Source organism: Pseudomonas paraeruginosa PA7, from assembly GCF_000017205.1.
Lineage (GTDB): Bacteria > Pseudomonadota > Gammaproteobacteria > Pseudomonadales > Pseudomonadaceae > Pseudomonas > Pseudomonas paraeruginosa.
In genome coordinates this window covers 4,184,719-4,211,489 of record NC_009656.1, presented here as the reverse complement: position 1 = coordinate 4,211,489, position 26,771 = coordinate 4,184,719, and the positions used below count along the sequence as shown (strand labels likewise).

Here is a 26,771-nt window from a genome sequence, read left to right as displayed (position 1 = left end):
GCGGTCTCCGCCATACGCCTTGCAAGGAGACATCCATGAGCGACCACTCGCTCCTTCCATCGATTAAGGCCGGAAGATGACCAAAGCAAACCCGTTTGCCGCATTGAAATGGCTTTCCCTGGCGCCCGCGCTGTTGCTCGGCGGCTGCGACATGACCCTGTTCAACCCGAAAGGGCAGGTGGGCATGGACGAGCGCACCCTGATCATTACCGCGACCCTGCTGATGCTGATCGTGGTCATCCCGGTGATCGTGATGACCCTGGCGTTCGCCTGGAAGTACCGCGCCTCGAACACCCAGGCCGAGTACAAGCCGGACTGGCACCACTCCAACCGCATCGAGGCGGTGGTCTGGCTGGTGCCCTGCGTGATCATCGCGATCCTCGGCTGGATCACCTGGGAAAGCACCCACAAGCTCGACCCTTACCGTCCGCTGGATTCCGAGGTCAAGCCGGTCACCATCCAGGCCGTTTCGCTGGACTGGAAATGGTTGTTCATCTACCCCGAACAGGGCATCGCCACGGTCAACGAGATCGCCTTCCCGAAAGACACCCCGGTGAATTTCCAGATCACCTCGGATTCGGTGATGAACTCGTTCTTCATTCCGCAACTGGGCAGCCAGATCTACTCGATGGCCGGGATGATGACCAAGCTGCACCTGATCGCCAACGAAGAAGGCGTGTTCGACGGTATCTCCGCGAACTACAGCGGCGGCGGTTTCTCCGGCATGCGCTTCAAGGCCATCGCCACCTCCGAGCAGGGCTTCCAGGACTGGGTCGCCAAGGTCAGGGCGGCACCGGCCAGCCTGTCGATCGGCACCTATCCGGAACTGGTCAAGCCGAGCGAGAACGTTCCGCCGACCTACTTCTCTTCGGTCAGCCCGGAACTGTTCGGCCACATCCTCACCAAGTACGAGCACCACGGCGACGCCAAGGGTGCCGCGCACGGCGAGCACGAAGCCGCCATGCCCGGTCACGACATGCAGGACATGGACATGCAAGCCATGCAGGGCATGAAAGACATGAAGGACATGCACATGCAACCGAGTACCCAGGAGTAAGCGCAGATGTTCGGGAAACTGACACTCTCGGCCGTGCCTTACCACGAGCCCATCGTCATGGTCACACTGGCCGTCGTCGCCCTGCTGGGCCTCGGCGTGGTCGGCGCGATCACCTACTACCGCAAGTGGACCTACCTGTGGACCGAGTGGCTGACCTCGGTCGACCACAAGAAGATCGGCGTGATGTACATCGTCGTCGCCCTGGTCATGCTGGTCCGCGGCTTCGCCGACGCGATCATGATGCGCGGCCAGCTGGCCCTGGCCGAAGGCGCCAACCACGGCTACCTGCCGCCGGAGCACTACGACCAGATCTTCACCGCGCATGGCGTGATCATGATCATCTTCATGGCCATGCCGTTCATGACCGGCCTGATGAACCTGGCCGTGCCGCTGCAGATCGGCGCGCGCGACGTGGCGTTCCCCTTCCTCAACTCGCTGAGCTTCTGGCTGCTCGTGGTCAGCGCCATGCTGGTCAACGTGTCGCTGGGCCTGGGCGAGTTCGCCCGCACCGGCTGGGTGGCCTATCCGCCGCTGTCGGAGCTGGCCTATAGCCCCGGGGTAGGGGTGGACTACTACATCTGGGCGCTACAGATATCCGGGATGGGCACGCTGCTCACGGGGATCAACTTCCTGGTCACCGTGTTCAAGATGCGCGCCCCGGGCATGAAGCTGATGCAGATGCCGATCTTCACCTGGACCTGCACCTTCGCCAACATCCTGATCGTCGCCTCGTTCCCGATCCTCACCGCCGCGCTGGGCCTGCTGTCGCTCGACCGCTACCTGGACATGCACTTCTTCACCAACGAGCTCGGCGGCAACGCCATGATGTACATCAACCTCTTCTGGGCCTGGGGCCATCCCGAGGTGTACATCCTGATCCTGCCGGCCTTCGGCATCTTCTCCGAAGTCACCGCGACCTTCGCCGGCAAGCGCATGTTCGGCTACAAGTCGATGGTCTGGGCCAGCGCCGCGATCACCTTCCTCGGCTTCACCGTGTGGCTGCACCACTTCTTCACCATGGGTTCGGGCGGTGACGTCAACGGCTTCTTCGGCGTGGCCACCATGCTGATCTCGATCCCCACCGGGGTGAAGCTGTTCAACTGGCTGTTCACCATCTACAAGGGCCGCCTGCGCTTCAGCACGCCGATCCTGTGGACCCTGGGCTTCATGGTGACCTTCACCATCGGCGGCATGACCGGCGTCCTGCTGGCCATCCCGGGCGCGGACTTCCTGCTGCACAACAGCCTGTTCCTGATCGCCCACTTCCACAACACCATCATCGGCGGCGCGGTGTTCGGCTACCTGGCCGGCTTCGCCTTCTGGTTCCCGAAAGCGTTCGGCTTCACCCTCGACGAGAAGTGGGGCAAGCGTTCCTTCTGGTGCTGGCTGGTGGGCTTCTACATGGCCTTCATGCCGCTCTACATCCTCGGCTTCATGGGCATGACCCGGCGCCTGAACCACTACGACAACCCGCTGTGGAAGCCGTATCTGGTGGTCGCGTTCTTCGGCGCCGTGCTGATCTTCTGCGGCATCGCCAGCCAGTTGATCCAGCTGTTCGTCTCGGTGCGCAACCGCAAGCAGCTGGCCGACGCCAGTGGCGACCCGTGGGAAGGCCGCACCCTGGAATGGGCGACTTCCTCGCCGCCGCCGTTCTACAACTTCGCCGAACTGCCGAAGGTGCAGGACGTGGACGCCTTCCACGACATGAAGAAGGCCGGCACCGCCTACCGCAAGCTGCCGGCCTACCAGCCGATCCATATGCCGAAGAACACCGCCGCGGGCTTCTCCATCGCCGTGTTCGCCTTCGTCTTCGGCTTCGCCGCGATCTGGCACATCTGGTGGCTCATGGCGGTCGGCTTCGTCGGCATGATCGGTTCCTTCATCGTGCGCAGCTACAACCAGGACGTCGACTACTACGTCCAGCCCGAAGAGATCGAGAAGATCGAAAGCGCCCGTTTCCAGCAACTCGCCAAGCAGGTCTGAACCATGTCGACGGCAGTATTGAACAAGCATCTGGCCGACGCCCACGAAGTGGGCCACGACCACGATCACGCACACGATAGCGGCGGCAACACCGTATTCGGTTTCTGGCTCTACCTGATGACCGACTGCGTGCTGTTCGCCAGCGTCTTCGCCACCTACGCGGTGCTGGTTCACCACACCGCCGGCGGCCCCAGCGGCAAGGACATCTTCGAGCTGCCCTACGTGCTGGTGGAAACCGCCATCCTGCTGGTTTCCAGCTGCACCTACGGCCTGGCCATGCTGTCCGCGCACAAGGGCGCCAAGGGCCAGGCGATCGCCTGGCTCGGGGTCACCTTCCTGCTCGGCGCCGCGTTCATCGGCATGGAGATCAACGAGTTCCACCACCTGATCGCCGAAGGCTTCGGTCCGAGCCGCAGCGCCTTCCTGTCGTCCTTCTTCACCCTGGTCGGCATGCACGGCCTGCACGTCAGCGCCGGCCTGCTGTGGATGCTGGTGCTGATGGCGCAGATCTGGACCCGCGGCCTCACCGCGCAGAACAACACCCGGATGATGTGCCTGAGCCTGTTCTGGCACTTCCTCGACATCGTCTGGATCTGCGTCTTCACCGTCGTCTACCTGATGGGGGCCCTGTAATGAGCAGCGCTGCACACGACAACCACGGCGCCGGCCACGGCAGCCTGGGTTCCTACGCGATCGGCTTCGTGCTCTCGGTGATCCTCACCGCGATCCCGTTCTACATGGTCATGGACGGCGGCTTCTCGCGCCATGCGACCATCCTCACCATGGTCGTCCTCGGCCTGGTGCAGGTGGTGGTGCACCTTATCTGCTTCCTGCACATGAACATGTCGTCGGAAGGGCGCTGGAACGTGATGGCGTTCATCTTCACGGTGATCGTGATCCTGCTGGTGGTCGGACTCTCGCTGTGGATCATCTTCAGCGCCGACATGCTGATGATGCCGATGCCCTGAGGGCCATGACGTGAAGCTGAAACGCTATCTCCTGGTGGCCAAGCCGGGAATCATCTTCGGCAACCTGATCGCGGTGGCGGGGGGATACTTCCTCGCCGCCCGCGGCAGCGTCGAGCCGATGCTGTTGCTGGCCACGGTGATCGGCCTGTCGCTGGTGGTCGCCAGTGGGTGCGTGCTGAACAACTGCATCGACCGCGACATCGACCGGCACATGGAGCGGACCCGCGGACGGGTCACCGTGACCGGGCAGATTTCCCTGAAGGCTGCCCTGGCCCACGGCCTGGTCCTCGGCGTCGCCGGCTTCGGCCTGCTGTGGTGGCGGACCAACCCGCTGACCACCGCGCTGGCCGGCTTCGGCTACTTCGTCTACGTCGGCCTGTACAGCCTGTGGTTCAAGCGCCGCTCGCAGTACGGCACGCTGGTCGGCAGCCTTTCCGGGGCGATGCCGCCGGTGGTCGGCTACTGTGCGGTGACCGGGCAGTTCGACGCCGGCGCGGCCTCGCTGCTGGCGATCTTCTGCCTGTGGCAGATGCCGCATTCGTACGCCATCGCCATCTTCCGCCTGAAGGACTACGAGGCGGCCGGCATTCCAGTGCTGCCGGTGGCGCGCGGCATCGCGGTGACCAAGATCCACATCGTGCTCTACATCCTCGCCTTCATGGCGGCGACCCTCGCCCTGTGCCTGGGTGGCTACGCCGGCTACGGCTACCTGCTGGTGGCGGTGGCGGTGAGCCTGTGGTGGCTGGCCATCGCCCTGACCGGCTACTGGACCGCCGACGACCGGCTCTGGGCGCGCAAGCTGTTCGCCTTCTCGATCGTCGCCATCACCGCGCTGAGCGTGATGATGTCCATCGACTTCCAGGTGGCGCCCGCCACCCACCTGGTCGCCTCGCTGCCCTGAGGCGACGCGCTTTAGGGAAAGCCCCGCCGGTCGATTGGCGGGGCTTTTTTTTGCCCGTGCGCAGGCCCATGGCGCCGCCGGCAGACTGCGGGCCGGCTGGATGCGCGGGGCGTCATCCGCCGGTGGTCCGCGGCGTGCCCGGCGCGCATGGGCGGATGGTTTGTCCACCCCACGGGCGGCATGGCGCTTCTGCGGAACGGCGGCCAATTCCCTTCGCGCATGCGGGAGTGGGGCGGCCTTCGGATTTTTCCGGGTGCTTTTTCGGAACCCCCTGGCTTGTGTGGAACTGCCCGCATCCATCAAATGCTAATGATTATCAATAGCTAGATGGAGTACCGCATGGATCGTCGCAAGCAACCCTCCCCATTGCCCCCCAGGCGCCCGCTGGCGCCACTGATGCTGCTGATGGCCGCCTGTTCTTCGCCGACCCTGGCCGAAGAGGCGGCCCGCAAGGACGACCCCCTGGAGCTGGGTTCGGACACCGTCACCGGCGAACGCGACTCGTCGCGGGTCGTGCGCTCGGCCTCGGCGAAGTACGCGGTGCCCTTGCTGGACACTCCGCAGACCGTCACCGTGGTACCGCAGAAGGTGATCCAGGAACAGAACGCCCTGAGCCTGCGCCAGGTCCTGTCCAACGTCTCCGGCATCACCTTCAACGCCGGCGAGGGCGGCGGCGGGTCCGGCGACAGCATCAACATCCGTGGCTTCGGCGCCAACGCCAACATGCAGGTGGACGGCCTGCGCGACAGCGCCCAGACCAGCCGCAGCGACCTGTTCAACCTGGAGGCGGTGGAAGTGATCAAGGGGCCGAACTCGGTGTTCGGTGGCGCCGGCACCACTGGCGGCAGCATCAACATGGTCAGCAAGCAGCCCAGGGGCGAAGCCTTCACCCACCTCGGCGGCGGCCTGGGCACGGACCGCTACCGGCGCCTGACCCTGGATGCCAACCAGCCGCTGGAGGGACTCGGCGAGTCGACCGCCTTGCGCCTGAATCTCATGGCCCATCACAACGACGTCGCCGGGCGCGACGAGATCGACAAGGAACGCTGGGGCCTCGCGCCGTCCCTGACCTTCGGCCTGGATACGCCGACGCGCCTGACCCTGAGCTATTTCCACCAGCGCGACGACAACCTTCCCGACTATGGCGTGCCGGCGCTGGACGGCCGCAAGCTGGACGGCGTCGGTCGCCACGCCTATTTCGGCTGGCGCAACCTGGACAAGGAACGGATCGACAGCGATGTCGCCACGCTGAAGTTCGAGCACGATTTCAGCGACGCACTCCAGTTGCAGAACCTCACCCGCTACTCGCACCTGCGGAGGGATACGGTGATCTCCGCCTCCCATGTCAACCAGAAGGGCCTGCCGCCGGGCCGCTACCTGCCGGCCGGACCGCAGGCCTACGGACGTGATTCGCGCAACCGGATGTGGACCAACCAGAGCAACCTCACCGCCCGCTTCGACACCTTCGGCCTGGGGCACACCCTGGTCGGCGGCCTGGAACTGACCCGCGAGACCTACGATCGCACTACCTATTCCTACAACATCGGCAAGTTCTACCCGGCGGACGGCTTCGACCTGCACAATCCGCCGGGCCACTGGTCCGGCCCCACCGACAAGCGCGACAGCGGACGCAACCGCACCGAGCTGGAGACCAGGGGCCTCTACGCCTTCGATACCATCGCCCTGCACCCGCGCTGGGACCTGAGCCTGGGCCTGCGCTACGACTGGATCGACGGCAAGTCGAGGAGCAGGCCGGCCGGCAAGCCGGAAGTGCGCGCCGACAGTTCCGACGGCAAGCTCAGCGGCCGCGCCGGGCTGGTGTTCAAGCCGCGGGAGAACGGCCGGATCTACCTTTCCTACGGCACTTCCTTCAACCCCTCGGCGGAATACCTGGTCAGCACCGGCTCCGGGGTGAGCCAGGCCACCGGAGACCTGGCGCCGGAGAAGAACAGCACCTACGAACTGGGCACCAAGTGGGAGTTCCTCGAACGCCGCCTGGAACTGGATGCGGCGCTGTTCCAGGTGAAGAAGGAGAACGCCCGTGAAAGCCTGCTCGACGGCACCTACGTGATGTCCGGCGAGCAGCGCGTGCGCGGGCTGGAGCTGAGCGCCAAGGGCAAGTTGAGCGAGCGCTGGGACCTGTTCGCCAGCTACACCTTCCTCGACAGCGAGGTGCTGAAATCGGTGAGATATCCCGAGCGGGAAGGCCAGGCGCTGGCCAACACGCCGCCGCGCTCGCTGAGCCTGTGGAGCACCTACGAACTGCCGGAAGGGCTGACCCTGGGCTATGGCGCGCGCTACGTCAGCCAGCGCAACGTCACCTCGGCGAGCACCGCCAAGCTGGATGCCTACTGGGTCCACAGCCTGATGCTCGGCTACCAGGCGACCCGTGACCTGAAGCTGCAGCTCAACCTCGACAACCTGTTCGACAAGGCCTACGTCGAGCGGGTACGCCAGGTCACCGGCAACCAGACACGCTCTTCCGCCATCGAATACGGCGACGGCCGCTCGGCGATCCTCTCGGCGGTCTACGCCTTCTGAGCCTGCGGCCACGGATTCCGGCGCCTTCCGCGCGGGCGCCGGAATCCATGGAGGAACGCGCTGAACTTTTTCATTGCGCCGCCAATCAACTCCTATGCACGTCATTTTTTCAGGGAGCCTTTTCAGATGGCACGCAAGAACGCAATGAAAGACAACCTCGAGCAGATCCAGCACCAGAGCTACAGCGAGCTGCAGGAACTGCTCTCCGAAGCCAACAGCATGCTTGCCGACAGCGCCGCCTTCGCCGGCGACAAGGCAGACAGCGCGCGGGCGCGGATCGGCGCGCTGCTGGAGAAGGCCAACGACGCCCTCGGCAAGGGCGGCAGCGCCGTCGCCGAACGCGGACGCCACGCGGTGGACGCGACGGAGAGCTACATCGGCGCCAATCCCTGGCAGACCGTGGCCATCACCACCGCGGTGGGCCTGCTCGCCGGCTTCCTTCTCGGCCGCCGCTCCTGAGCGCGCCGAGGGTGTCGCACAACGGAATCGTTACCTTCGCTTGAAAAAGGAATTGCCCATGCTTTCGATCAAGAAGAACCTCGGCCTCCTGGCCATGACCGCGGCCCTGGCGGCCTGCGCCTCCAACCCCAACGACCTGCCGGATTTCCCGGAACATGAATACGCGGCGACCCAGCAGGTGGGCGAGGGCGTGATCAACGGCGACCTGTACCTGACCAGCGCCTCAGGCGCGATCCAGAAGGGGACCAACACCAAGGTCATCCTGGAGCCGGCGACCAGCTACATGAAGGCCTACTACGCGAAGTTCGGCAACCTCGATGCCGCCAAGCGCGATCCCGACGTGCAGCCGCCGGTGCTCGACCCGCGCCGCGCCACCTATGTGCGCGAGGCGACCACCGACCAGAACGGCCGCTTCGACTTCGACCACATCCCCAACGGCACCTACTACATTTCCAGCGAACTGACCTGGAGCGCCCAGAGCGATGGCAAGACCATCACCGAGGGCGGCACCGTCACCAAGCTGGTCACGGTGAGCGGCTCGCAGCCGCAGAAGGTATTGCTGACCCGCTGACCGGCGGCGCTCGCTCAACGAAAGCCCCTGCCATCGCGCAGGGGCTTTTTTTCGCCGCCGTGCCGGTCCGGCCTTGACAGCCCCGGGGCGCCCCCGTAGTTTCGGTTTCCATGACCTTCGCCACCCTGCCTACCCGCCGCAGCATTATTACCGCCATTCCAGCTATGGCGGGTTAGCCAGCGTCCACTCCGAACCCGCCCTCGAGGCGGGTTCTTCGTTCTGTCTCCTGGGCCAAAACCACCGAACCGGGAGAACAGCATGCAGCACCAGACCCTTCACAACCTCGTTGGCCGGGCCGACGCCCTGATCAACGCCGGGCAGTTCGACGCCCTGATGGATTTCTACTGCGACGACGCCACCCTGGTGGTCAAGCCGGGCCTCAACGCCTGCGGCAAGGCGCAGATCCGCCAGGCGTTCGACGCCATCGCCCGGCATTTCGAGCACAGCCTGCGAGTGCGCCAGCACGACCTGCGGGTGATCGAGGCGGGAGCTACGGCGCTGGTCATGGCCGAGGCGGTGATCGAGTCGAAGGCCGGCCGCCTGCAACGTCGGGCCACCTACGTGTTCCGCCAGGAGGCCGATGGCCGGTGGCGCTGCGCGGTCGACAACTCCTACGGCACCGACCTGCTGGCCTCGGTGGCGGCGAGCGCGGAGGCCTGCCGATGAGCGCCTCTACCCTCAGCGCAGGCAAACCCCTGCTGGCCGGCTACGTGGAAAGCATCCTTGCCGCGCCGGTGTACGACGTCGCCGTGGAAACCCCCTTGCAGCACGCGCCGCAGTTGTCCCAGCGCCTGGGCAACCGCGTGCTGCTCAAGCGCGAGGATCTGCAGCCGGTGTTCTCCTTCAAGATCCGCGGCGCCTATACCCGTGTCGCGCGCCTGAGCGACGAGCAGAAGGCCCGTGGGGTGATCACCGCCTCCGCCGGCAATCATGCCCAGGGCCTGGCCCTGGCGGCGCAGCGCCTGGGCGTGCGGGCGGTGATCGTGATGCCGCGCACCACGCCCGAACTCAAGGTCAGGGGCGTGCTGGCGCGCGGCGGCGAGGCGCTGCTGCACGGCGATGCCTTCCCCGAGGCGCTGGCCCATGCCCTGCAACTGGCCGAGCGCGAAGGCATGACCTTCGTCCCGCCCTACGACGATCCGGACGTGATCGCCGGGCAGGGGACGGTGGCGATGGAGATCCTCCGCCAGCACAGCGGCCGCCTCGACGCGATCTTCGTGCCGGTCGGCGGCGGCAGCCTGATCGCCGGGATCGCCGCCTACGTCAAGCACCTGCGTCCGGAGATCCGCGTGATCGGCGTCGAGCCGGAGGATTCCAACTGCCTGCAGGCGGCGCTGGCCGCCGGCGAGCGGGTAGTGCTGGGCCAGGTCGGGCTGTTCGCCGACGGGGTGGCGGTGGCGCAGATCGGCGCTTGCAACTTCGAGGTCTGCAAGGACCACGTCGACGAAGTGATCAGCGTCGGCAGCGACGAAATCTGCGCGGCGATCAAGGACATCTACGACGACACCCGTTCGATCACCGAACCGGCCGGCGCCCTGGCCGTAGCGGGGATCAAGAAGTACGTGGCCCGCGAACGCGCCGAGGGGCAGACCCTGGTGGCCATCGACTCCGGTGCCAACATCAACTTCGACCGCCTGCGCCACGTCGCCGAGCGTGCCGAACTGGGCGAACAGCGCGAAGCGATCATCGCCGTCACCGTGGCCGAGCGGCCGGGCAGCTTCAAGGCCTTCTGCGCGGCGCTGGGGCGGCGCCAGATCACCGAGTTCAACTACCGCTACCACAGCGACCGCCAGGCCCACCTGTTCGTCGGCGTGCAGACCCATCCGCTCACCGACAGCCGCGCCGAGCTGCTCGCCGGCCTGCGCGAGCAGGGCTTCCCGGTGCTCGACCTGACCGACAACGAGATGGCCAAGCTGCACATCCGTCACATGGTCGGCGGGCATGGCACCGAGGTGGGTGGGGAACGGCTGTTCCGCTTCGAGTTTCCCGAGCGTCCGGGTGCCCTGCTGAATTTTCTCGACAAGCTCGGTTCGCGCTGGAACATCAGCCTGTTCCACTATCGCAACCACGGCGCCGCCGATGGCCGGGTGCTGGCCGGCCTGCAGGTGCCGGACGAGGAGCGCGGCGAGCTGGAGGCGGCGCTGCAGGCGATCGGCTATCCGTACTGGGAGGAAACCCACAACCCGGCCTACCGGCTGTTCGCCGGTTGAGCGGCGAGCCGCCAGCGGGACATGGCCCTGTCATGAGCCTTGTCTAGACTGCTGGCAGGGATATCCGCTCAGCGAGGGGACATGGCCATGCGCAAGCGCAACGCCCGGCGGGCCACGCCGGAAGAACTGCGGGTCTGCTCGGTACTGAAGGAAAAGGACACCCGCGAGGAGCTCGCCGAACTCGCCGCCCGGGGCGAGTGGAGCAACGTGCCGGCCTACAACGCCAGCCGTGGGCAGATCGCCGAGCACCTGGGCAAAAGTCTTTCGCCCGAGTCGGACGCCTCGTTCTTCGACTCGCGGCGCTTCAGCGAGGCGATCGTCCTGCTCAAGAGCCGGCCGGTGCTGCTGGTGAAGAACGGCATTTTCGACGAAGCGCCGCTGGCCGGCCTGGAACAGCGCCTGAAGCGGCACCGCGCCGCGCTGGCCACGCCGATCCGCTCGGTCGGCCGCCTGGAACTGATCGACCACGACAGCATGGACTGGTGTGGCACCGGCTGGCGTATCGAGGACGACCTGATCGTCACCAACCGCCACGTCGCCAGTCTGTTCGCCGAGCGCCAGGGCAACCTGTTCCGTTTCCGCCTCAACCAGGCCGGCAAGCAGGTGCGCACCCGCGTGGACTTCCGCGAGGAGTATCGCCAGCCGGAGAGCGACGAGCATGTGATCGCGCGGGTCCTGTGGATTGCCCCGGACGTTTCCGAGGCGCCGGACATGGCGATCCTCCAGGTGGTGAAGGGCGACCTGCTGCCGCCGCCGCTGAGCCTCGCCCGCCGGGACGCCGAGCCGCGCCAGGCGGTGGCGGTGGTCGGCTACCCGGCGCGCGACAGCCGCAACGACGCCGGGGCGATGGAAGACATCTTCGGCAACATCTATGACGTCAAGCGCTTCGCGCCCGGCGAAGTCGTGGGATTGCCCGGGGATGCCTGGTACCTGACCCACGATTGCTCGACCCTGGGCGGCAACTCCGGTTCGGCGGTGCTCTCGATCGACGGCGGCGAGGTGGTCGGCCTGCACTTCGGTGGCCAGTTCCGCAAGACCAACTATGCGGTGAAGGCCAGCGTGATCCGCAGCCTGCTGGCGCGGCGCGCCTGGGTGCCGGTGGGCGAGGCGGAACTGAAGTGCGGTGCGCCGCGCTTCCAGGAGAAGAAGCGCAGCGTCGCCGACCTGGCCGGGCGCAAGGGCTTCGACGAGGCCTTCCTCGGGCCGAAGGCGGCCTTGCCCAAGCCGGGCAAGAGCCACCAGGTACTGCCGGTGGGCAAGGGCACGCGCCTGGACTACCTGCATTTCTCGGTGGTGATGAGCGCCAGCCGGCGCTTGCCGATCCTCACCGCGGTGAATATCGACGGCGCGCTCAAGCGTTCGCTCAAGCGCAAGGATTCCTGGGGCTTCGACCCGCGCATCGAGGCGGCCGCCCAGGTCGGACACAAGGACTTCTACGGCCCGGCCTCGTTCGACAAGGGTCACATGGTGCGTCGCGAGGATCCCGGCTGGGGCGACAGCGACGCCGTCGCCCGGCAGGCCGAGGACGACACCTTCGTCTACACCAACGCGGTGCCGCAGGTGGCGCAGCTCAACCAGCGCAGCTGGCTGTCGCTGGAGGACTACGTTTTGCAGAACGCCAGGAGCGAGGGCTTCCGCATCTCGGTATTCACCGGCCCGGTGTTCCGCGAGGACGATCCGCTCTTCCAGGGCGTGCAGGTGCCGCTGGAGTTCTGGAAGGTGGTGGCGATGATCGATGCCGACAGCGGCGAACTGGGGGTCTCCGCCTATCTGCTCGGGCAGGAAGGGATGATGCCCGGCGAAGGCTTCCGCTATGGCGCGTTCAAGACCTACCAGGTGCCGTTGGCGAAGGTCGAGGCCAGCGCCGACCTGCGTTTCTCCAGCGCCCTGCGCAAGGCCGACGTGCTCGCCGGCACGCCGCTGGAGGAAGCGCTGGAAGCCGGGCGCTTCATCGAGATCAACGGACCGGACGACCTCCTGCTAGGCCGGCCGACGCCGGCCGGCAAGCGCCGCTGAGGTTCAGGCCGGCTGTCGCCATTCGCGCAGCAGCTCGATGAGTGCGCGAAGCTTGGCCGGCACGTGGCGGCGGTTCAGGTAGTACAGCCACATCGGCGGCAGCGGCAGGCAACTGCCCGGAAGCACTTCCACCAGGCGCCCGGCGGCGAGGTCCGCGGCGACCCGTTCGCGGATGAAGACCTGGGCGATCCCGGCGCCGGCGCGGGCCGCCTCGATGATCGCCTCGGTATCGGTACTGACGAAGCGCGCCGGCAGGTCGGCCTCGACTTCCCGCGCGCCCTCGCGCAGGCGCCATTTGTGCAGGCGGCCGCTGCGCGGGAAGCGGAAGCGCACCGCGACATGCCCGTCGAGTCCGTCGAGCGCGGCCGGCGTGCCGCGCTCGGCCAGGTACGCCGGGGTGGCCACCAGCAGGCAGGCCAGCGGTGGGGTCAGCTGCACCCCGACCATGCCCGGCTGCAGTGCGTCGGCCAGGCGGATACCGGCGTCGAGCTGCTCCCTGACGATATCCACCAGTTGGTCCTCGTAGCGGATCTCCAGTTGCACCTTCGGATAACGCTGCACGAACGCGCCGAGCAGCGGCGCGGTCAGCAGGTGCTTCGCCAGGTGCAGGGCGCTGATGCGCAGGTGTCCGGAGGGTTCCTCGAGGCTTTCGCCGAGCGCCTCGCGGGCACGCAGCAGGTCACGATAGGGCTGCTCGGTCTGCTCGTGGTAGCGCTGCCCGGCCTCGCTCAGGCTGACCCCGCGGGTGGTGCGGTGGAACAGCTTCAGGCGCAGCTCGGCTTCCAGCTGGTTGATCGCCTGGCTCACCGCCGCCGGGGTCACCCCGAGCAGGGCGGCGGCGCGGGTGAAGCTGCCGGTGTCGGCGACCTGCCTGAAGACGTGCAGGCCGGCGAGAGGGTCGCGTCGATTCATCGTTAGAAAAACTTGAAAGTCTACGTAGGAGAGGCCTGGTTCTGTTGAAGCTTCGTCCTTTCTAGACTGGCTCGCAACCACCAACGAGGACGCGGGCCATGCCTACCCATCTGTCACTGCAACAGGCCGAACGCTGCATCGCGGCGGCCATCGCCGAGGCTCGCCGGCAGGGCCAGGCGGTCTGCGTCGCGGTGGTCGACGCCCATGCCAACCTGCTGGCGTTCGCGCGCATGGACGACAGCGTGCCCGGCGCCATCGACCTGGCCCAGCGCAAGGCGCGCAGCGCCGCGCTGTTCCGTCTGCCCAGCGGCGAGCTCGGGCGCCTCGCCGGCCCTGGCCAGCCGCTGTGGAGCATCGAACAGAGCAACGGCGGGCTGGCCTGCTTCGCCGGTGGCATGCCGATCGCCGGCGCGCCGGGCGCCTGCCTGGGCGGCCTCGGCGTCTCCGGCGGCAGCGCCGCGCAGGATCAATCCATCGCCGAGGCCGCGGTGGCCACGGCGGCAATCCAGAGGCAAGCACGATGACTCACAAGCGAATCCTGGTGACCGGGGCCGGCAGCGGTTTCGGTCGCGAAGTGGCGTTACGCCTGGCCGAACGCGGCCATCGGGTGATCGCCGGGGTGCGCAGCGCCGGCCAGGCCGGCGACCTGCGCGAGGAGGCCGGGCGGCGTGGCGGCACGCTGCGGGTGGAGGTCCTCGACATCACCGTCGGCGCCGATCGCGAGCGCGCCTGGGAGTGGGATGTCGACGTTCTCTTGAACAACGCCGGCAGCGCCGAGGCCGGGGCCAGCGCGGAGATTCCGCTGGAGCTGGTGCGCGCGCTGTTCGAGACCAACGTGTTCGCCAGCCTGGCGCTGACCCAGGGTGTCGTACGCCGCATGGTCGAGCAGAAGCGTCGCGGCCGGGTGCTCTTCGTCTCTTCCATCGCCGGCCTGCTCACCGGGCCCTACACAGGCGCCTACTGCGCCTCCAAGCATGCCCTGGAGGCCTTCGCCGAAGCCCTGCATGCGGAACTGAAGCCGTTCGGCATCCAGGTCGGAACGATCAACCCCGGCCCGTACCAGACCGGCTTCAACGACCGCATGATGGAGACCTGGAAGCGCTGGTACGACCCGCGGCGGCATTTCACCGACTACCGCGGCGTGAGATTCCCCTTCGAACAGCACGATCCCGAGGAAATGATCGCCAGCATGGTTGCGCTGGTCGAAGCCGCCGACGGCCCGTTCCGTACCCTCCTGCCGGCGAGTTTCGTCGAGGCGGTCAGGCAGGAGCAGGCCCGCGCCTGGGAGCGCCGCCTGTGAGGCGCGGTCCGCCAGGCACGGGCTCTGGCCCGGCGCGGCGGGCCGGTTAGGACGGGTCCGAAATACCTGGCCTCGCGTTTACAGGGGAAGGGGGGCTCCCTACCATTTCGTCGCCGGCAACCACTTCTCCTAAACGTTCAGCCCACTCTGCACCTGCCACCCGACGAACGCTTCGTCCGGTGCGCACTGGCGTGCAGTTGAAGGAATTGCCATGTCGTGCCCCTCCACCCATCGCTTCACCCGTAGTACCCGTCTCTGGTGCGCCGCCCTCGGTGCCAGCGTCCTGTTGCCGCAGATGGCCCCGGCGCTGGCCGGGCAGGCCGCCCGGGACGCCGTGCCGAGCCAGCAGGAAGTCACCTTCGGTGGACGCTTCATCGACGTCCAGGCCGTCCGTGGCGGCGCGCTGTCGCGCAGCGCCGCATCGCCCGGCACCGAGCGCCTGCGCCAGGAGGCGGGGGTGTCGATCCGTTCCCTGCGCGTGCAGGACGATAGCGGCTATCCGGGCTTCACCCTGCTGGCCGGCGCCCTGGAGGGCCAGGCCCGGCAGGCCGCCGGCGATATCGTGATGGCCCTGCGCGACGACGGTAGCTTCGTCGCCCTGCTGCCCGAGCGCAACGCGATGATCCGCGGTGCTGCCGACGGCCAGCAGACCCTTACCCTGTTCCCGGCGCAACGTGGCGCCGCCCACGAGCAGATCGACTACCTGGAAGAACCCGACGCGCCGCTTGCGACGACGATCGAGTCGCGCAACGGCGCGCTGCGCTACCAGGCCCAGCGCAATGCCGCCGGCGACCTGCTGATCGACGTGCTGGCCGGTTTCTCCAGGCTGTCCGTGGCCTATGTCGGCGACCACGAGGCCTACGCCCTGGCGCAGGTCGCCTCGGTCAACCAGGCGCTGGACAATTCCAGGGTCAAGGGCGTGCGCGTGCGCCTGGTCGGCACCCAGGTGATCGACGACGACCACCGGGTCAATACCGATACCCTGGCCGACCTGAAGAACCTCTTCGCCGAGGGCATGCGCCAGTACAGCCCGGACCTGGTCGCGGCGTTCTTCACCGGCCGCGGCACCGGCCCCGGGCAGAACAGCGCGGCCGGCTGGGCCTACACCAACGGACGCTACTCGGTGAACGCGGCCGACGGCCCCACCGTGTTTCGCCACGAGCTGGGCCATAACATCGGCGGCAGCCACTGCCCGACCGGCCAGGGTTTCAACTTCGGCTACAACAACGGACGGATCGGCACCATCATGTGCGGCAACTAGCTGGGCTACTACTCCAATCCCGAGCTGAAGGACAACCAGGGCGTGCCCATCGGCGACGCCCTGACCGCCAACATGGCGCAGGTATGGCGCAGCAACGCGGCGAAGATCTCCGCCTACGCTCCCTCGGTGGTGCCGGTCGACGACGAGCGGGCGACCCACGTCCTGCACGAGGGTTTCAGCCTGGCCAGGGCGGACAGCTGGAAGCACTTCGTCGTCGATGTCCCCGCCGGTACCCGGCGCCTGGCCTTCGGCATCACCTCGGGGCCGCGCCACGAACCGACCGGCAGGACCGCGATCTACCTCAAGCGTGACGGCCGACCGAGCGAAACCGACTTCGACCACCGTTCGCGCGAGGGCGTGGTGGCCGCGCTCGGCGTCCACGAAGAGGCTGGCGGCCGCTGGTACGTCTCGGTGAAAGGCAACAACGCCGACATCGACGACCTGATCCTCGACGGCCATGCCTTCGCCGTCGACAGCGACAGCGTCGAGGCCCGCTACCTGCGCCTGGTGGTGGAGTCCGAGGCGAGCGGCAAGGGCGGCGCCAGCGCCGCCGAGATCCAGCTGGCCGACTCGCGCAGCCGTCTGCTCGATCCGCGCAACTGGCGGATCCACTCGGTGAGCAGCGCCGAGGGCGCCAGGGGCGCGGCGGCCAACGCCATCGACGGTGACCCGAAGACCTTCTGGGCTAGCGCGGCGGGCGCCGGCTTCCCCCACGAGATGATCATCGACCTGGGCCGGGACAGCCGTTTCTCGCACCTGCGTTACCTGCCACGGCAGGACAACAGTCAGGTCGGCAACATCAAGGGCTATAGGCTTTACGCCAGCGACAATCCTTATGGCGGCTGGGTCGAAGTGGCCGACGGCAGCTTCGCCGCGGACAACAAGCTGAAGATCCAGGTGCTCAAGCCGAAGGAAAGCAACCTGCCGCCGCTGGCGCAGATCGACGGCAAGGCCGAAGCCGAGGCCGGCGAGCGGGTGGTGCTCGATGCCTCCGCCTCTTCGGATCCCCAGGGCGCCGCACTGAGCTACGCTTGGACGGTATCGCCGGCGCTGGATATGGAGCTGGACGGCCCGCGCCTGAGCTTCGTCGCGCCGAGCCTGGCGCAGGACACGCCCTATCGCTTCACCCTGACCCTGGACAACGGCAAGCAGCGCGTGACCCGCGACCACGAGGTGAAGGTCAAGGCTGCTCAGGATGCCAGTTGCCGTCCTGCCTGGATGCGCAACAAGGCCTATCTGTCCGGTGACATGGTGCAGCACGGGGGGCGCCAGTACTATGCGCGCTGGTGGACCCAGGGCCAGGAGCCGGGTAACCCGAACTTCACCGGTGGCGATGGCAGCGGCAAGGTCTGGCGCGACGACGGTCCCTGTCAGCAGGGCGAAGTGCCGCCGCCGCTGGCGCAGATCAGTGGCAAGACCGACGTCGCGGCGGGCGAGCGGGTGGTTCTGGACGCTTCCGGGTCGAGCGATCCGAACGGCCTTGAGTTGAGCTACCAGTGGAGCGTGTCGCCGGCGCTGGCGTTCGAAGCCGACGGTGCGCGCCTGAGCTTCGTCGCGCCGAAGGCGCCGCAGGACAGTCGCTATACCTTCAGCCTGACCCTCGGCAACGGCAGCCACAGCGTGCGCCAGGATCACGTGGTGCGGGTCGCGGCGGAACAGCCGGGAGCGACCTGCGGCAGGTCCTGGAACGCTTCGACGGCCTACGTCGGCGGCGACCGGGTCACGTACGGCGGCCGCCAGTACGCGGCGCGCTGGTGGAGCCGCGGCCAGCAGCCCGGCGATCCGGCGTTCACCGGCGGCGAGGGCAGCGGCAAGGTCTGGCGCGACGAAGGCGCCTGTCTCTGAAGCGGGCGCGGCGGCCGGTTTGCCGGCCGCCGCATCGGCTCAGGTCCTGCGCAGCAGGACCCGGGTCACGCGGCGTTCCTCCACCTCCATCACGCGCAGTTCCCAGTCCTGCCATTGCAGGCGGTCGCCGATGGCCGGCAGGCGGTCGAGCAGGCTCATCACCAGCCCGGCGAGGGTCTGGTAGTCCTCGGTGGCGCGCGCCTCGAAACCGACGTGGCGACGCACCTGGCTGAGGTTCATGGCGCCGCTGACCAGGTAGCCGCCGGCGTCCTCGACCACGTCCGGGCCGTCTACCTCGCTGGCGTCCGGCAGTTCGCCGGCGATCGACTCGAGGATGTCGGTCAGCGTCAGCAGGCCGATGAATTCGCCGAACTCGTTGACCACGAAGGCCACGTGGGTCGAGGCCTCGCGCATCTGCTCCAGGGCGTTGAGGATCGAGCAGTCCTGCAGCAGGTTGAGCGGCTGGCGGGCCAGGCTTTCCAGGTCCGGCTGGGCGCCGGCGAGCAGTTCCTTGAGCAATTCCTTCTTGTGCACGTAGCCCAGCGGCTCCTCCACCCGGCCGTCGCGGACCAGCGGCAGGCGCGAGTAGGACGACTCGAGCAGCGTCGCGCGGATCGCCTCGCGACCGCTGTCCAGGTCGATGCAGTCGACCTCGGCGCGCACCGTCATCAGGCTGCGGATGGGCTTTTCGGCCAATTGCAGCACACCGCTGATCATCACCCGTTCGCGGCGGTCGAAGACCACCTGGTCGTCGCCTTCCTCGAACAGGTCGGCGACCTCCTCGCCAACCTCGTCGGCCTCCAGGCGCTGGCCGCCGAGCAGGCGCAGCACCGCGTGGGCGGTGCGCGCGCGCAGCGGGCGGTGGCCCTGCAGGCTCTTCTTGCGGCGCTTGCGGGCGACCTGGTTGAACACCTCGATGAGGATCGAGAAGCCGATGGCCGCGTACAGGTAGCCTTTCGGGATGTGGAAGCCCAGGCCCTCGGCGGTCAGGCTGAAGCCGATCATCATCAGGAAGCCCAGGCACAGCATGATCACCGTCGGGTGGCGGTTGACGAAGCGGGTCAGCGGCTTGCTGGCGACGATCATCAGGCCGATGGAGACGATCACCGCGATCATCATCACTTCCAGGTGCTCGACCATGCCCACCGCGGTGATCACCGCGTCGAGCGAGAACACCGCGTCGAGCACGACGATCTGCGCGACGATCGGCCAGAACAGCGCGTAGGTCCTGTTGCCGGCGTGCTGGGCGACGTGGCCCTCGAGGCGTTCGTGCAGTTCCATGGTGGCCTTGAACAGCAGGAACACGCCGCCGAACAGCATGATCAGGTCGCGGCCGGAGAAGCTCTTGCCGAACACCTCGAGCAGCGGTTCGGTGAGGGTCACCATCCACGAGATGCTCGCCAGCAGGCCCAGGCGCATCAGCAGCGCCAGCGACAGGCCGAGGACCCGGGCGCGGTCGCGCAGGTGCGGCGGCAGCTTGTCGGCCAGGATGGCGATGAACACCAGGTTATCGATGCCGAGGACGATCTCCAGCACGATCAGGGTCGCCAGGCCGAGCCAGGCGGTGGGGTCGGCTATCCATTCCATGCGCGCTTACCTCGCGGCCCGGCTGGGGCGGCCGGCGAAGTGGGGGAGGGTCGAGGCGAGCTGTCCGGCATCGGCCGGCGATGCCGGGCGCAGGAAAAGGAGGTGAAGCGGGGAGGGCTGTCCGCGAGGACGACTGGGAGGCTCCGAAAGGGCGGTCATGATGGCCATTGGAAGTCAAAGGGAGGTCGATCCTACTGTGTCGCGGGCCACCGCCACAGCGGGAAACTATTACAAAACCTTAGACGGATCCCGCGCCGGCGCTAGACTGGGCGGGTTCCCGCCACTGCGAGCCGCCATGAGCACCGACGATTTCCGCGAGATCACCAGCACCACCCTGGCCGACTACCAGCGCAACGCCGAAGGCTTCCGCGAAGGAACCCGCGACCACGACGTGAGCCAGAACGTCGAGGCGCTGCTGCGCCATATCGACGGCCCGCCGCCGTACCGGATCCTCGATTTCGGCTGCGGTCCCGGGCGCGACCTGGCCACCTTCCGCCGCCTCGGCCACCAGCCGGTGGGACTCGAAGGCACGCCGCGCTTCGTCGAGATGGCCAGGGCCGACAGCGGTTGCGAGGTATGGCAACAGAACTTCCTGGCACTGCGACTGCCGGCCGGGTACTTCGACGGCATCTTCGCCAACGCCAGCCTGTTCCATGTGCCCGGCAGCGCCTTGCCGCGGGTGCTCGGCGAACTCTTCGAAGCGCTGCGGCCGGGCGGCGTGCTGTTCAGCTCCAATCCGCGCGGCGACAACCGCGAGGGCTGGAATGGCCAACGCTACGGTGCCTACCACGACTACCCGGCCTGGAAACGCCTGCTGGAGGACGCCGGTTTCGTCGAGCTGGAGCACTACTACCGGCCGCCGGGCCTGCCGCGCGAGCAGCAGCCCTGGCTGGCGAGCGTCTGGCGTCGCCCCGTCTGAAGGCGCTAGAGGGTCTGCCGGTGCGGCGTGCCAAGCACGCTGCGGTACTGGTCGAGGCGCTTCGGCGAGAGGTCGCTGTGTTCCAGGCTGTCGAGGGCGTAGGACTTGATTTCGGCGTCGCTGTAGGGGCGTTCGGCGCTGCGTGGCGGGCTGGTGCAGCCGGCCAGGACGATCAGGCAGGCGGCCAGGGGGACGATCAGGGACTTGCTCATGACGGATTCCTCGGAATTTTCCTCAATGCTATCGGTGGTCCCCCCCGTCCATGAAATCAGGCCTATTAATAATGAATATCTGGCGAATTGAGTCTAGGCCGCGCCAGGCGAGGCTTCTAGTCGACCAAAGACGAGCTTGTGGCGGCATGTTTCGCCGAGCGGTCACAGCTTCGCGGCCCGCTCGGCGGTGGATTTCAACCGGCCGTCTTTGACAGGAACGGGTAATCGGTGTAGCCGGCCGCTCCGCCTCCGAAGTAGGTCGACCGGTCGCCGCTGGCCAGCGGCAGGTCGTGTTCCAGGCGGTAGGGGAGGTCGGGATTGGCGATGAACGGCCGGCCGAAGCCGACCAGGTCGGCCCAGCCCCTGGCCAGCGCTTCCTCGGCGCGCGCCCTGGTGTACATCCCGGAGTAGATCAGGCTGCCACGGTAGACGATGCGCAGCGCTTCCTTGAACGCCGCCGGCATCGCCGGGGCGTCTTCCCAGTCGGCCTCGGCGATGTGGATGTAGGCCACGCCGATCTCGTCCAGCAGCCGCGCGGCGGCCAGGTAGGTGGCCTGCGGAGTGTCGTCGACCGCGCCCTGCAAGGTGGTCAGCGGCGCCAGGCGCACGCCGATGCGTTCCCGGCCGACCACCGCGGTGACCGCCTCGGCGACCTCGCGGAGAAAGCGCAGGCGGTTTTCCAGCGAGCCGCCGTATTGGTCGTTGCGCGCATTGGCCTGGGAGTCGATGAACTGGTTGATCAGGTAGCCGTTGGCGCCGTGCAGCTCGACCCCGTCGAAGCCGGCGTCGAGGGCGTTGCGCGCGGCCTGGGCGTAGTCGGCGACGATACCCTTGATTTCCGCCACGCTCAGCGCGCGCGGCGTCGAATGCTGGACCATCTCGCCGCCGCCGGCCTGCGGGCCGCGACCCTGGGGGTCGACGAAGACCTTCACACCCTCGGCCACCAGCGCCGAGGAAGACACCGGGGCGGCGTTGCCCGGTTGCAGCGAGGTGTGCGAGACCCGGCCGACATGCCAGAGCTGGGCGAAGATGCGTCCGCCGGCGGCGTGCACGGCCTCGGTGACCTGGCGCCAGCCGGCGACCTGTTCGGCGCTGTGGATGCCCGGCGTCCAGGCGTAGCCCTGGCCCTGGCGGCTGATCTGGGTGCCTTCGGAAATGATCAGGCCGGCGCTGGCGCGCTGGCGGTAGTACTCGGCCATCAGCGCGGTGGCGACTTCGCCGCTGGCAGCGCGCGAACGGGTCATCGGCGGCATGACGATGCGGTTGGGGGTGGTCAGGTGGCCAAGGGTGTAGGGTCTGAACAGCATGCTGGCGATCTCGCTCGTGAGGCCGGCCGTGGCGCGGCGCGATGGAAGAAGGTGGGCGCATTATTGGCGGAACGATTCGTGCGAAAAACCGCTGCCGGTGAAAATGACACTTGAGTTCAATTCATGAATGTCCGGATAGCGCGTTCCCCACACCGGCGCGTAGGGTGAATAACGCCCCTGGCGTTATCCGCCGAGCGGAATCGCAGGGGGGTGAGAAATGTCGGATGCAGCATTGCGCCCCGCGCCAGGCGGGCAGGGCGAAGAGGGCGCTCCGGCCTATTGCAGGCCGTACTTCTTCACCTTGTCGAACAGGGTGGTCTTGGCCATGCCCAGGTCCTGGCTGGCCTGGGTCAGGTTGCCGTCGTGGCGGGCCAGGGCGTCGCCGAGCAGGGCCTTCTCGAACGCCTCCACCGCCTCGGCGAAGCGCGGGCCGCCGGTCTGCACGGCCTGGCCGCCCTTGTTGAACACCGGCAGGCCGAGGGCGAAGCGTTCGGCGACGTTGCGCAACTCGCGCACGTTGCCCGGCCAGTCGTGGGCCATCAGGCTGGCCAGCGTGGCCCGGTCGAGTTCCGGCGCGGGGCGGTCGAAGCGCAGCGAGGACTGCTGGAGGAAGTGTTCGAAGAGCAGCAGGATGTCCTCGCGGCGCTCGCGCAACGCTGGCAGTTCCAGGGTCACCACGTTGAGCCGGTAATAGAGGTCGCTGCGGAACTGGCCGCTCTTGCCCATGGCGGCGAGGTCGGCCTTGGTCGCCGCGATCACCCGGCAGTCCACCGGGATCGACTGGTTCGAACCGAGGCGTTCCAGGGTGTGTTCCTGCAGCACCCGCAGCAGCTTGATCTGCAGGTTGACCGGCATGCTCTCGATCTCGTCGAGGAACAGCGTGCCGCCATTGGCGTGCTCGATCTTGCCGATCCGCCGCTTGTTGGCGCCGGTGAAGGCGTGCGCCTCGTGGCCGAAGATCTCGCTGTCGAACAGGTTCTCCGGCAGGCCGCCGCAGTTCAGCGCGACGAAGGCATGCTGGTGGCGCCGGCTGTAGTCGTGCAGGCAGCGTGCGACCAGCTCCTTGCCGGTGCCGGTCTCGCCGAGGATCAGCACGTTGGCCGAGGTGTCGCCGACGTTGGCGATCAGCTCGCGCAGCGCCTGGATCGCCGGCGAACGGCCGATGATCCGTTGCGCCAGGTCCTGCCTCCCGGCCAACTGGCGGCGCAACGCGCTGACCTCGCGGGCCAGCCCGCGCTGTTCCAGGGCGCGGCGGGCGACCTCGACCAGGCGTTCCGGGGAGAAGGGTTTTTCCATGAAATCGTAGGCGCCGGCATGCATCGCCTGCACCGCCATGGAGATGTCGCCGTGGCCGGTGATCAGCACCACCGGCAGGCTCGGATCGAGGGTCTTGAGGCGTTCCAGCAGGGTCAGGCCGTCGATGCCGGGCAGGCGGATGTCGCTGACGACGATCCCGGCGAAGTCGCGGTCGACCCGCAGCAGGGCCTCCTCGGCGCTGCCCACGCCGATGCAGGGAATGTCCTCCAGCTCCAGCGCCTGCTGGCAGCCGAGCAGGACATGCGGATCGTCTTCGACGATCAGGACGGAAAGCGGCTCGTTCATCGGGCGGGACTCGCGGTCGGGGAATCGGGAACCAGGGTCAGGCTCAGCTCGAAGGCGGTTCCGCCGCTTTCGGGGTGTTGCACGCTGAGGCTGCCGCCGGCGGCGGTGGCCAGGCTGGCCGAAAGGGTCAGGCCGAGACCCAGGCCGTGTTCGCCGGGCTTGGTGGTGAAGAAGGGTTCGAACAGGTGCACGCGCGCCGCCGGCGGGATGCCGGGACCGTTGTCGCGCACGCGCAGGATGTAGCGTTCGTCTTCGCGCCGGCCTTCCAGCCAGAGCTGGCGATCGGCCTGGTCGCGCATGGCGTCGAGGGCGTTGGCCAGCAGGTTGACCAGGATCTGCTCCAGGCGGGTCTGGTCGATGCCCAGGCAGACGTCCTCGAAGTGCCGGTGCAGCAGCGGCGGGTCCTGTTCCAGGCGGCCATGGAGGATCAGCAGCGCGGCGTCCACCGCCTTGGCCAGGCTGGCCTGGCCGGCGTCGTCGCTGCGCCGGGCGAAGGCGCGCAGGCTGGCGGTGATGCGGCCCATGCGGTCGACCAGCTCGTTGATGGTGGCCAGGTTGGTGCTGGCGGTCTCCAGCTTGCCGCGCTGGAGGAAGCGTACGGTATTGCCGGACAGCGTGCGCAGCGCCGCCAGCGGCTGGTTGAGTTCGTGGGCGATGCTGGTGGACATCTGCCCGATCACCGCCAGCTTGCCGGCCTGGACCAGTTCGTCCTGGGCCTTGCGCAGGGTGTCCTCGGCCTGCTGGCGCTCGTGGATCTCGGCGGTCAGGCGTTCGTTGCTGGCCTGCAGGTCGGCGGTGCGTTCGGCGATCTTCACTTCCAGTTCGCCGTTGGCTCGCTGCAGCGCCTCGCGCGCGGCGAGGCGGGTGGCCAGCACCTTGCGTCGCTCGTTCCAGGCGATCAGCAGGAATGCCAGCAGGGCGAAGCCGATGGCGGCCAGCATGCCGTTGCGCACGGCATCGCGGCGCAGGTCCTCCAGCGGGCTGAGCAGGGTCAGGTTCCACGGCGTGTCGTTCAGCGCGCGGGTCTGCGCCAGGTAGCTGATCGCCTCGCCGCGCGGGTGCTGCGCGTCGGCGGCGAAGCTCAGCCGCTCGACCCCGGCGGCCAGCGGCTCGCGCTCCAGCGGCTGCCATTCGTTCAACGCCCACCAGTAGTACTGCATGCTGCGCGCCAGGCGCTCCTTGTCGTCGGGGCTCAGGGAGCGCACCGCCTTCAGGCGCAGGGCAGGGTTGCTGGAGAGGATGATGATGCCGTTCTCGTCGCTGACGAAGGCTTCCAGACGCGCCTTCTCCCAGCGTTCCTCGAGGGCGTCCATCTTCACCTTGACCACCGCCACGCCGATGATCCGGCCGCCGTGGACCAGGCCGTGGGCCAGGTAATAGCCCGGCTCGCCGCGAGTGCTGCCGATGCCGTAGAAGCGGCCTGGCTTGCCCTTCATCGCATCCTGCCAGTAGGCGCGGAACGACAGGTCCTCGCCGAGGTAGCTGTCCGGGTCGCTCCAGTTGCTGGTGGCCAGCACCCGGCCATTGGTATCCAGCAGGTATACCGCGCGGCTGCCGGCGCGGCGGTTGAGGCCTTCGAGGTAGGTGTTGACCATGTTCCGCCGGTACGGCGTCGGGTCGGTCAGCAACTGGCTGACGCTGCGCTCCAGCTCCAGCAGGCTGGGCAGGTAGGTGTACTTGCTGATCTCGCTCTCCACCGTGCGCGCATGCAGTTCCAGCTGGCGTTCGCCGTTCTCGGCGAGGGTGCGGATGCCGGCGTTTTCGCTGATCCGGTAGCCGCCGTAGCCGAAGGCGAGCATCAGCAGGAGGAGGGGGATGGGCAGCAGCAACTGGCGGACGAGGCGGGGTTTCACGGCGAGTGACGGCGGTACGCGGCAGGGCGGATCGGGGGATTCCATCACAGTCGTCGCGGCTAGGCCAGCCCGCCGCCCGGGCTGGCGGCGGAGCGGGCGGTTTTCCGGCGCGGCCGGTGGGCGGCGCCGGGAGGGTTCACTCAGTATTCCCAGAAGATCCGCTGCAGTTCCTTGCTGTCCTGGGTCTTGGTCATCGCGACCGCGGCCAGGATCCGGGCTTTCTGCGGGTTCAGGTCGTGGGCGACGATCCAGTCGTTCTTGTCATCCGGCTGCTCGGCGTTGCGCAGGACGAAGCCGCCGGCGTTGACGTGCGAGGAGCGGATGATCTGCACGCCCTGCTTGCGCAGTTCCTGCAGGGCCGGCACCACGCGCGCGGGTACCGAGCCGTTGCCGGTGCCGGCATGGATGATCGCCTTGGCGCCGGCCTGGGCCAGGGCCTTGTAGGCGGTGTCGCTGACGTTGCCGTAGCTGTAGGCGATTTCCACCGGAGCCAGCGCGGAAATCTGCTTGATGTCGAACTCCGAGTTCACCGTATGTCGCTTGACCGGCGCGCGGAACCAGTAGCTCTTGCCTTCGACCACCATGCCCAGCGGGCCCCACGGGCTCTTGAACGCTTCGGTCTTGATGTTGACCATCTTGCTCGCGTCGCGACCGGAGAGGATCTCGTCGTTCATGGTGATCAGCACGCCCTTGCCGCGCGCCGACTTGTCGCCGGCCACCGCCACGGCGTTGTACAGGTTGAGCATGCCGTCGGCGGACATCGCGGTGCCCGGGCGCATCGAGCCGACCACCACGATGGGCTTCTCGGTGTGCTCGACCAGGGTCAGGAAGTAGGCGGTCTCTTCCAGGGTGTCGGTGCCATGGGTGATCACGATGCCGTCGACGTCGTCGCGGTCGGCCAGCTTGGCGACGGTCTTGCCCAGTTCCAGCAGGTTCTCGTTGGTGAAGCTCTCCGAGGCGATCTGGAACACCTGTTCGCCGCGCACGTTGGCGATGTCCTTGAGCTGCGGCACGCTGGCCAGCAACTGGTCGACCGGCACCTTGGCGGCGGTGTAGGTGGCGCTGTTGGCGGCGCTGGCGCCGGCGCCGGCGATGGTGCCGCCGGTGGCCAGGATGACCACGTTGGACAGTTTCTGTTGCGGTGCGACTTCCTTGGCCTGGGCGGCCTGCGGCAGCAGGAGCATCAGGGCCATAACACCGGGTGCGAACGCGTGGAGCAATGGCTTCATGGCGATATCTCGTGTCGGTAGGTTGGTAGGGTTATCGT

At 67.6% G+C, this 26,771-nt stretch carries 23 protein-coding genes; 16 read left to right on the top strand and 7 right to left on the bottom strand.

Translation table 11 applies throughout. The annotated features are described in order from the left end of the window. Window positions 1–76 precede the first annotated feature (76 nt). The 11 genes from cyoA (at window position 77) to PSPA7_RS19290 (ending at window position 12,706) form a co-directional block, all read left to right on the top strand. Entirely contained in the window at window positions 77–1,057 is a 981-nt protein-coding gene (gene cyoA, locus PSPA7_RS19340; protein WP_012076563.1) for a ubiquinol oxidase subunit II, read from the top strand. 6 nt (window positions 1,058–1,063) lie between these two features. Further along, window positions 1,064–3,040, top strand: a complete 1,977-nt coding sequence (gene cyoB / locus PSPA7_RS19335) for a cytochrome o ubiquinol oxidase subunit I (protein ID WP_012076562.1) — start codon at window positions 1,064–1,066, stop codon at window positions 3,038–3,040. A 3-nt stretch (window positions 3,041–3,043) separates the two neighbouring features. Next, window positions 3,044–3,673: a cytochrome o ubiquinol oxidase subunit III gene (gene cyoC / locus PSPA7_RS19330; RefSeq protein ID WP_003086858.1), complete on the top strand. Its 630-nt coding sequence runs from the start codon at window positions 3,044–3,046 to the stop codon at window positions 3,671–3,673. Beyond that, the gene (gene cyoD / locus PSPA7_RS19325; protein ID WP_003109258.1) at window positions 3,673–4,008 is read left to right on the top strand and encodes a cytochrome o ubiquinol oxidase subunit IV; all 336 of its coding nucleotides are present in this window, start codon (window positions 3,673–3,675) and stop codon (window positions 4,006–4,008) included. The genes cyoC and cyoD overlap by 1 nt, the downstream gene beginning before the upstream one ends. Window positions 4,009–4,018: 10 nt before the next feature. After that, complete coding sequence (gene cyoE, locus PSPA7_RS19320) at window positions 4,019–4,909, top strand: heme o synthase (RefSeq protein WP_003150082.1); 891 nt, start codon at window positions 4,019–4,021, stop codon at window positions 4,907–4,909. A gap of 339 nt (window positions 4,910–5,248) precedes the next feature. Then, complete coding sequence (locus tag PSPA7_RS19315; protein WP_012076561.1) at window positions 5,249–7,450, top strand: TonB-dependent receptor; 2,202 nt, start codon at window positions 5,249–5,251, stop codon at window positions 7,448–7,450. A gap of 126 nt (window positions 7,451–7,576) precedes the next feature. Continuing rightward, window positions 7,577–7,909: an ElaB/YgaM/YqjD family protein gene (locus PSPA7_RS19310; protein ID WP_003150084.1), complete on the top strand. Its 333-nt coding sequence runs from the start codon at window positions 7,577–7,579 to the stop codon at window positions 7,907–7,909. A gap of 58 nt (window positions 7,910–7,967) precedes the next feature. Next, on the top strand, window positions 7,968–8,480 hold the full coding sequence (locus PSPA7_RS19305; RefSeq protein WP_012076560.1) for a hypothetical protein: 513 nt from the start codon (window positions 7,968–7,970) through the stop codon (window positions 8,478–8,480). A 258-nt stretch (window positions 8,481–8,738) separates the two neighbouring features. After that, entirely contained in the window at window positions 8,739–9,146 is a 408-nt protein-coding gene (locus PSPA7_RS19300; protein ID WP_012076559.1) for a YybH family protein, read from the top strand. Beyond that, window positions 9,143–10,690, top strand: a complete 1,548-nt coding sequence (gene ilvA, locus PSPA7_RS19295) for a threonine ammonia-lyase, biosynthetic (RefSeq protein WP_003150086.1) — start codon at window positions 9,143–9,145, stop codon at window positions 10,688–10,690. The genes PSPA7_RS19300 and ilvA overlap by 4 nt, the downstream gene beginning before the upstream one ends. 87 nt (window positions 10,691–10,777) lie before the next feature. Continuing rightward, window positions 10,778–12,706: a DNA/RNA non-specific endonuclease gene (locus PSPA7_RS19290; RefSeq protein ID WP_041025500.1), complete on the top strand. Its 1,929-nt coding sequence runs from the start codon at window positions 10,778–10,780 to the stop codon at window positions 12,704–12,706. Window positions 12,707–12,709: 3 nt separating this feature from the next. On the opposite strand, the gene PSPA7_RS19285 is transcribed toward PSPA7_RS19290, so the two are convergent. After that, entirely contained in the window at window positions 12,710–13,618 is a 909-nt protein-coding gene (locus PSPA7_RS19285) for a LysR family transcriptional regulator (protein ID WP_012076557.1), read from the bottom strand. A 98-nt stretch (window positions 13,619–13,716) separates the two neighbouring features. Between PSPA7_RS19285 and PSPA7_RS19280 the strand changes: the two genes are divergently transcribed. The 4 genes from PSPA7_RS19280 (at window position 13,717) to PSPA7_RS32710 (ending at window position 18,024) form a co-directional block, all read left to right on the top strand. Then, window positions 13,717–14,142 (top strand): GlcG/HbpS family heme-binding protein, encoded by a 426-nt coding sequence (locus tag PSPA7_RS19280; RefSeq protein WP_012076556.1) that lies wholly within the window; start codon window positions 13,717–13,719, stop codon window positions 14,140–14,142. Next, the gene (locus tag PSPA7_RS19275) at window positions 14,139–14,918 is read left to right on the top strand and encodes an SDR family oxidoreductase (protein ID WP_012076555.1); all 780 of its coding nucleotides are present in this window, start codon (window positions 14,139–14,141) and stop codon (window positions 14,916–14,918) included. The genes PSPA7_RS19280 and PSPA7_RS19275 overlap by 4 nt, the downstream gene beginning before the upstream one ends. 211 nt (window positions 14,919–15,129) lie before the next feature. Continuing rightward, window positions 15,130–16,179: a zinc-dependent metalloprotease family protein gene (locus tag PSPA7_RS32715; RefSeq protein ID WP_012076553.1), complete on the top strand. Its 1,050-nt coding sequence runs from the start codon at window positions 15,130–15,132 to the stop codon at window positions 16,177–16,179. Between the two features lie 42 nt (window positions 16,180–16,221). Next, the gene (locus PSPA7_RS32710) at window positions 16,222–18,024 is read left to right on the top strand and encodes a discoidin domain-containing protein (RefSeq protein ID WP_012076552.1); all 1,803 of its coding nucleotides are present in this window, start codon (window positions 16,222–16,224) and stop codon (window positions 18,022–18,024) included. Window positions 18,025–18,063: 39 nt separating this feature from the next. On the opposite strand, the gene PSPA7_RS19265 is transcribed toward PSPA7_RS32710, so the two are convergent. Beyond that, entirely contained in the window at window positions 18,064–19,611 is a 1,548-nt protein-coding gene (locus tag PSPA7_RS19265; RefSeq protein WP_012076551.1) for a TerC family protein, read from the bottom strand. Between the two features lie 295 nt (window positions 19,612–19,906). Between PSPA7_RS19265 and PSPA7_RS19260 the strand changes: the two genes are divergently transcribed. After that, entirely contained in the window at window positions 19,907–20,530 is a 624-nt protein-coding gene (locus tag PSPA7_RS19260) for a class I SAM-dependent methyltransferase (RefSeq protein ID WP_012076548.1), read from the top strand. Window positions 20,531–20,535: 5 nt separating this feature from the next. Here PSPA7_RS19260 and PSPA7_RS19255 read toward each other — a convergent pair whose 3' ends face one another. From PSPA7_RS19255 to PSPA7_RS19235, 5 genes are all read right to left on the bottom strand, one after another. Then, window positions 20,536–20,742, bottom strand: coding sequence for a hypothetical protein (locus PSPA7_RS19255; protein WP_012076547.1), 207 nt, complete (start codon window positions 20,740–20,742; stop codon window positions 20,536–20,538). 194 nt (window positions 20,743–20,936) lie between these two features. After that, window positions 20,937–22,049, bottom strand: coding sequence for an alkene reductase (locus tag PSPA7_RS19250; protein ID WP_012076546.1), 1,113 nt, complete (start codon window positions 22,047–22,049; stop codon window positions 20,937–20,939). Between the two features lie 276 nt (window positions 22,050–22,325). Continuing rightward, complete coding sequence (gene aauR, locus PSPA7_RS19245; protein ID WP_012076545.1) at window positions 22,326–23,651, bottom strand: two-component response regulator AauR; 1,326 nt, start codon at window positions 23,649–23,651, stop codon at window positions 22,326–22,328. Then, window positions 23,648–25,549: a sensor histidine kinase gene (locus PSPA7_RS19240; protein ID WP_041025377.1), complete on the bottom strand. Its 1,902-nt coding sequence runs from the start codon at window positions 25,547–25,549 to the stop codon at window positions 23,648–23,650. Before PSPA7_RS19240 ends, aauR begins: the two co-directional genes overlap by 4 nt. 95 nt (window positions 25,550–25,644) lie before the next feature. Then, window positions 25,645–26,733: an asparaginase gene (locus PSPA7_RS19235; RefSeq protein ID WP_033998925.1), complete on the bottom strand. Its 1,089-nt coding sequence runs from the start codon at window positions 26,731–26,733 to the stop codon at window positions 25,645–25,647. Window positions 26,734–26,771 lie beyond the last annotated feature (38 nt).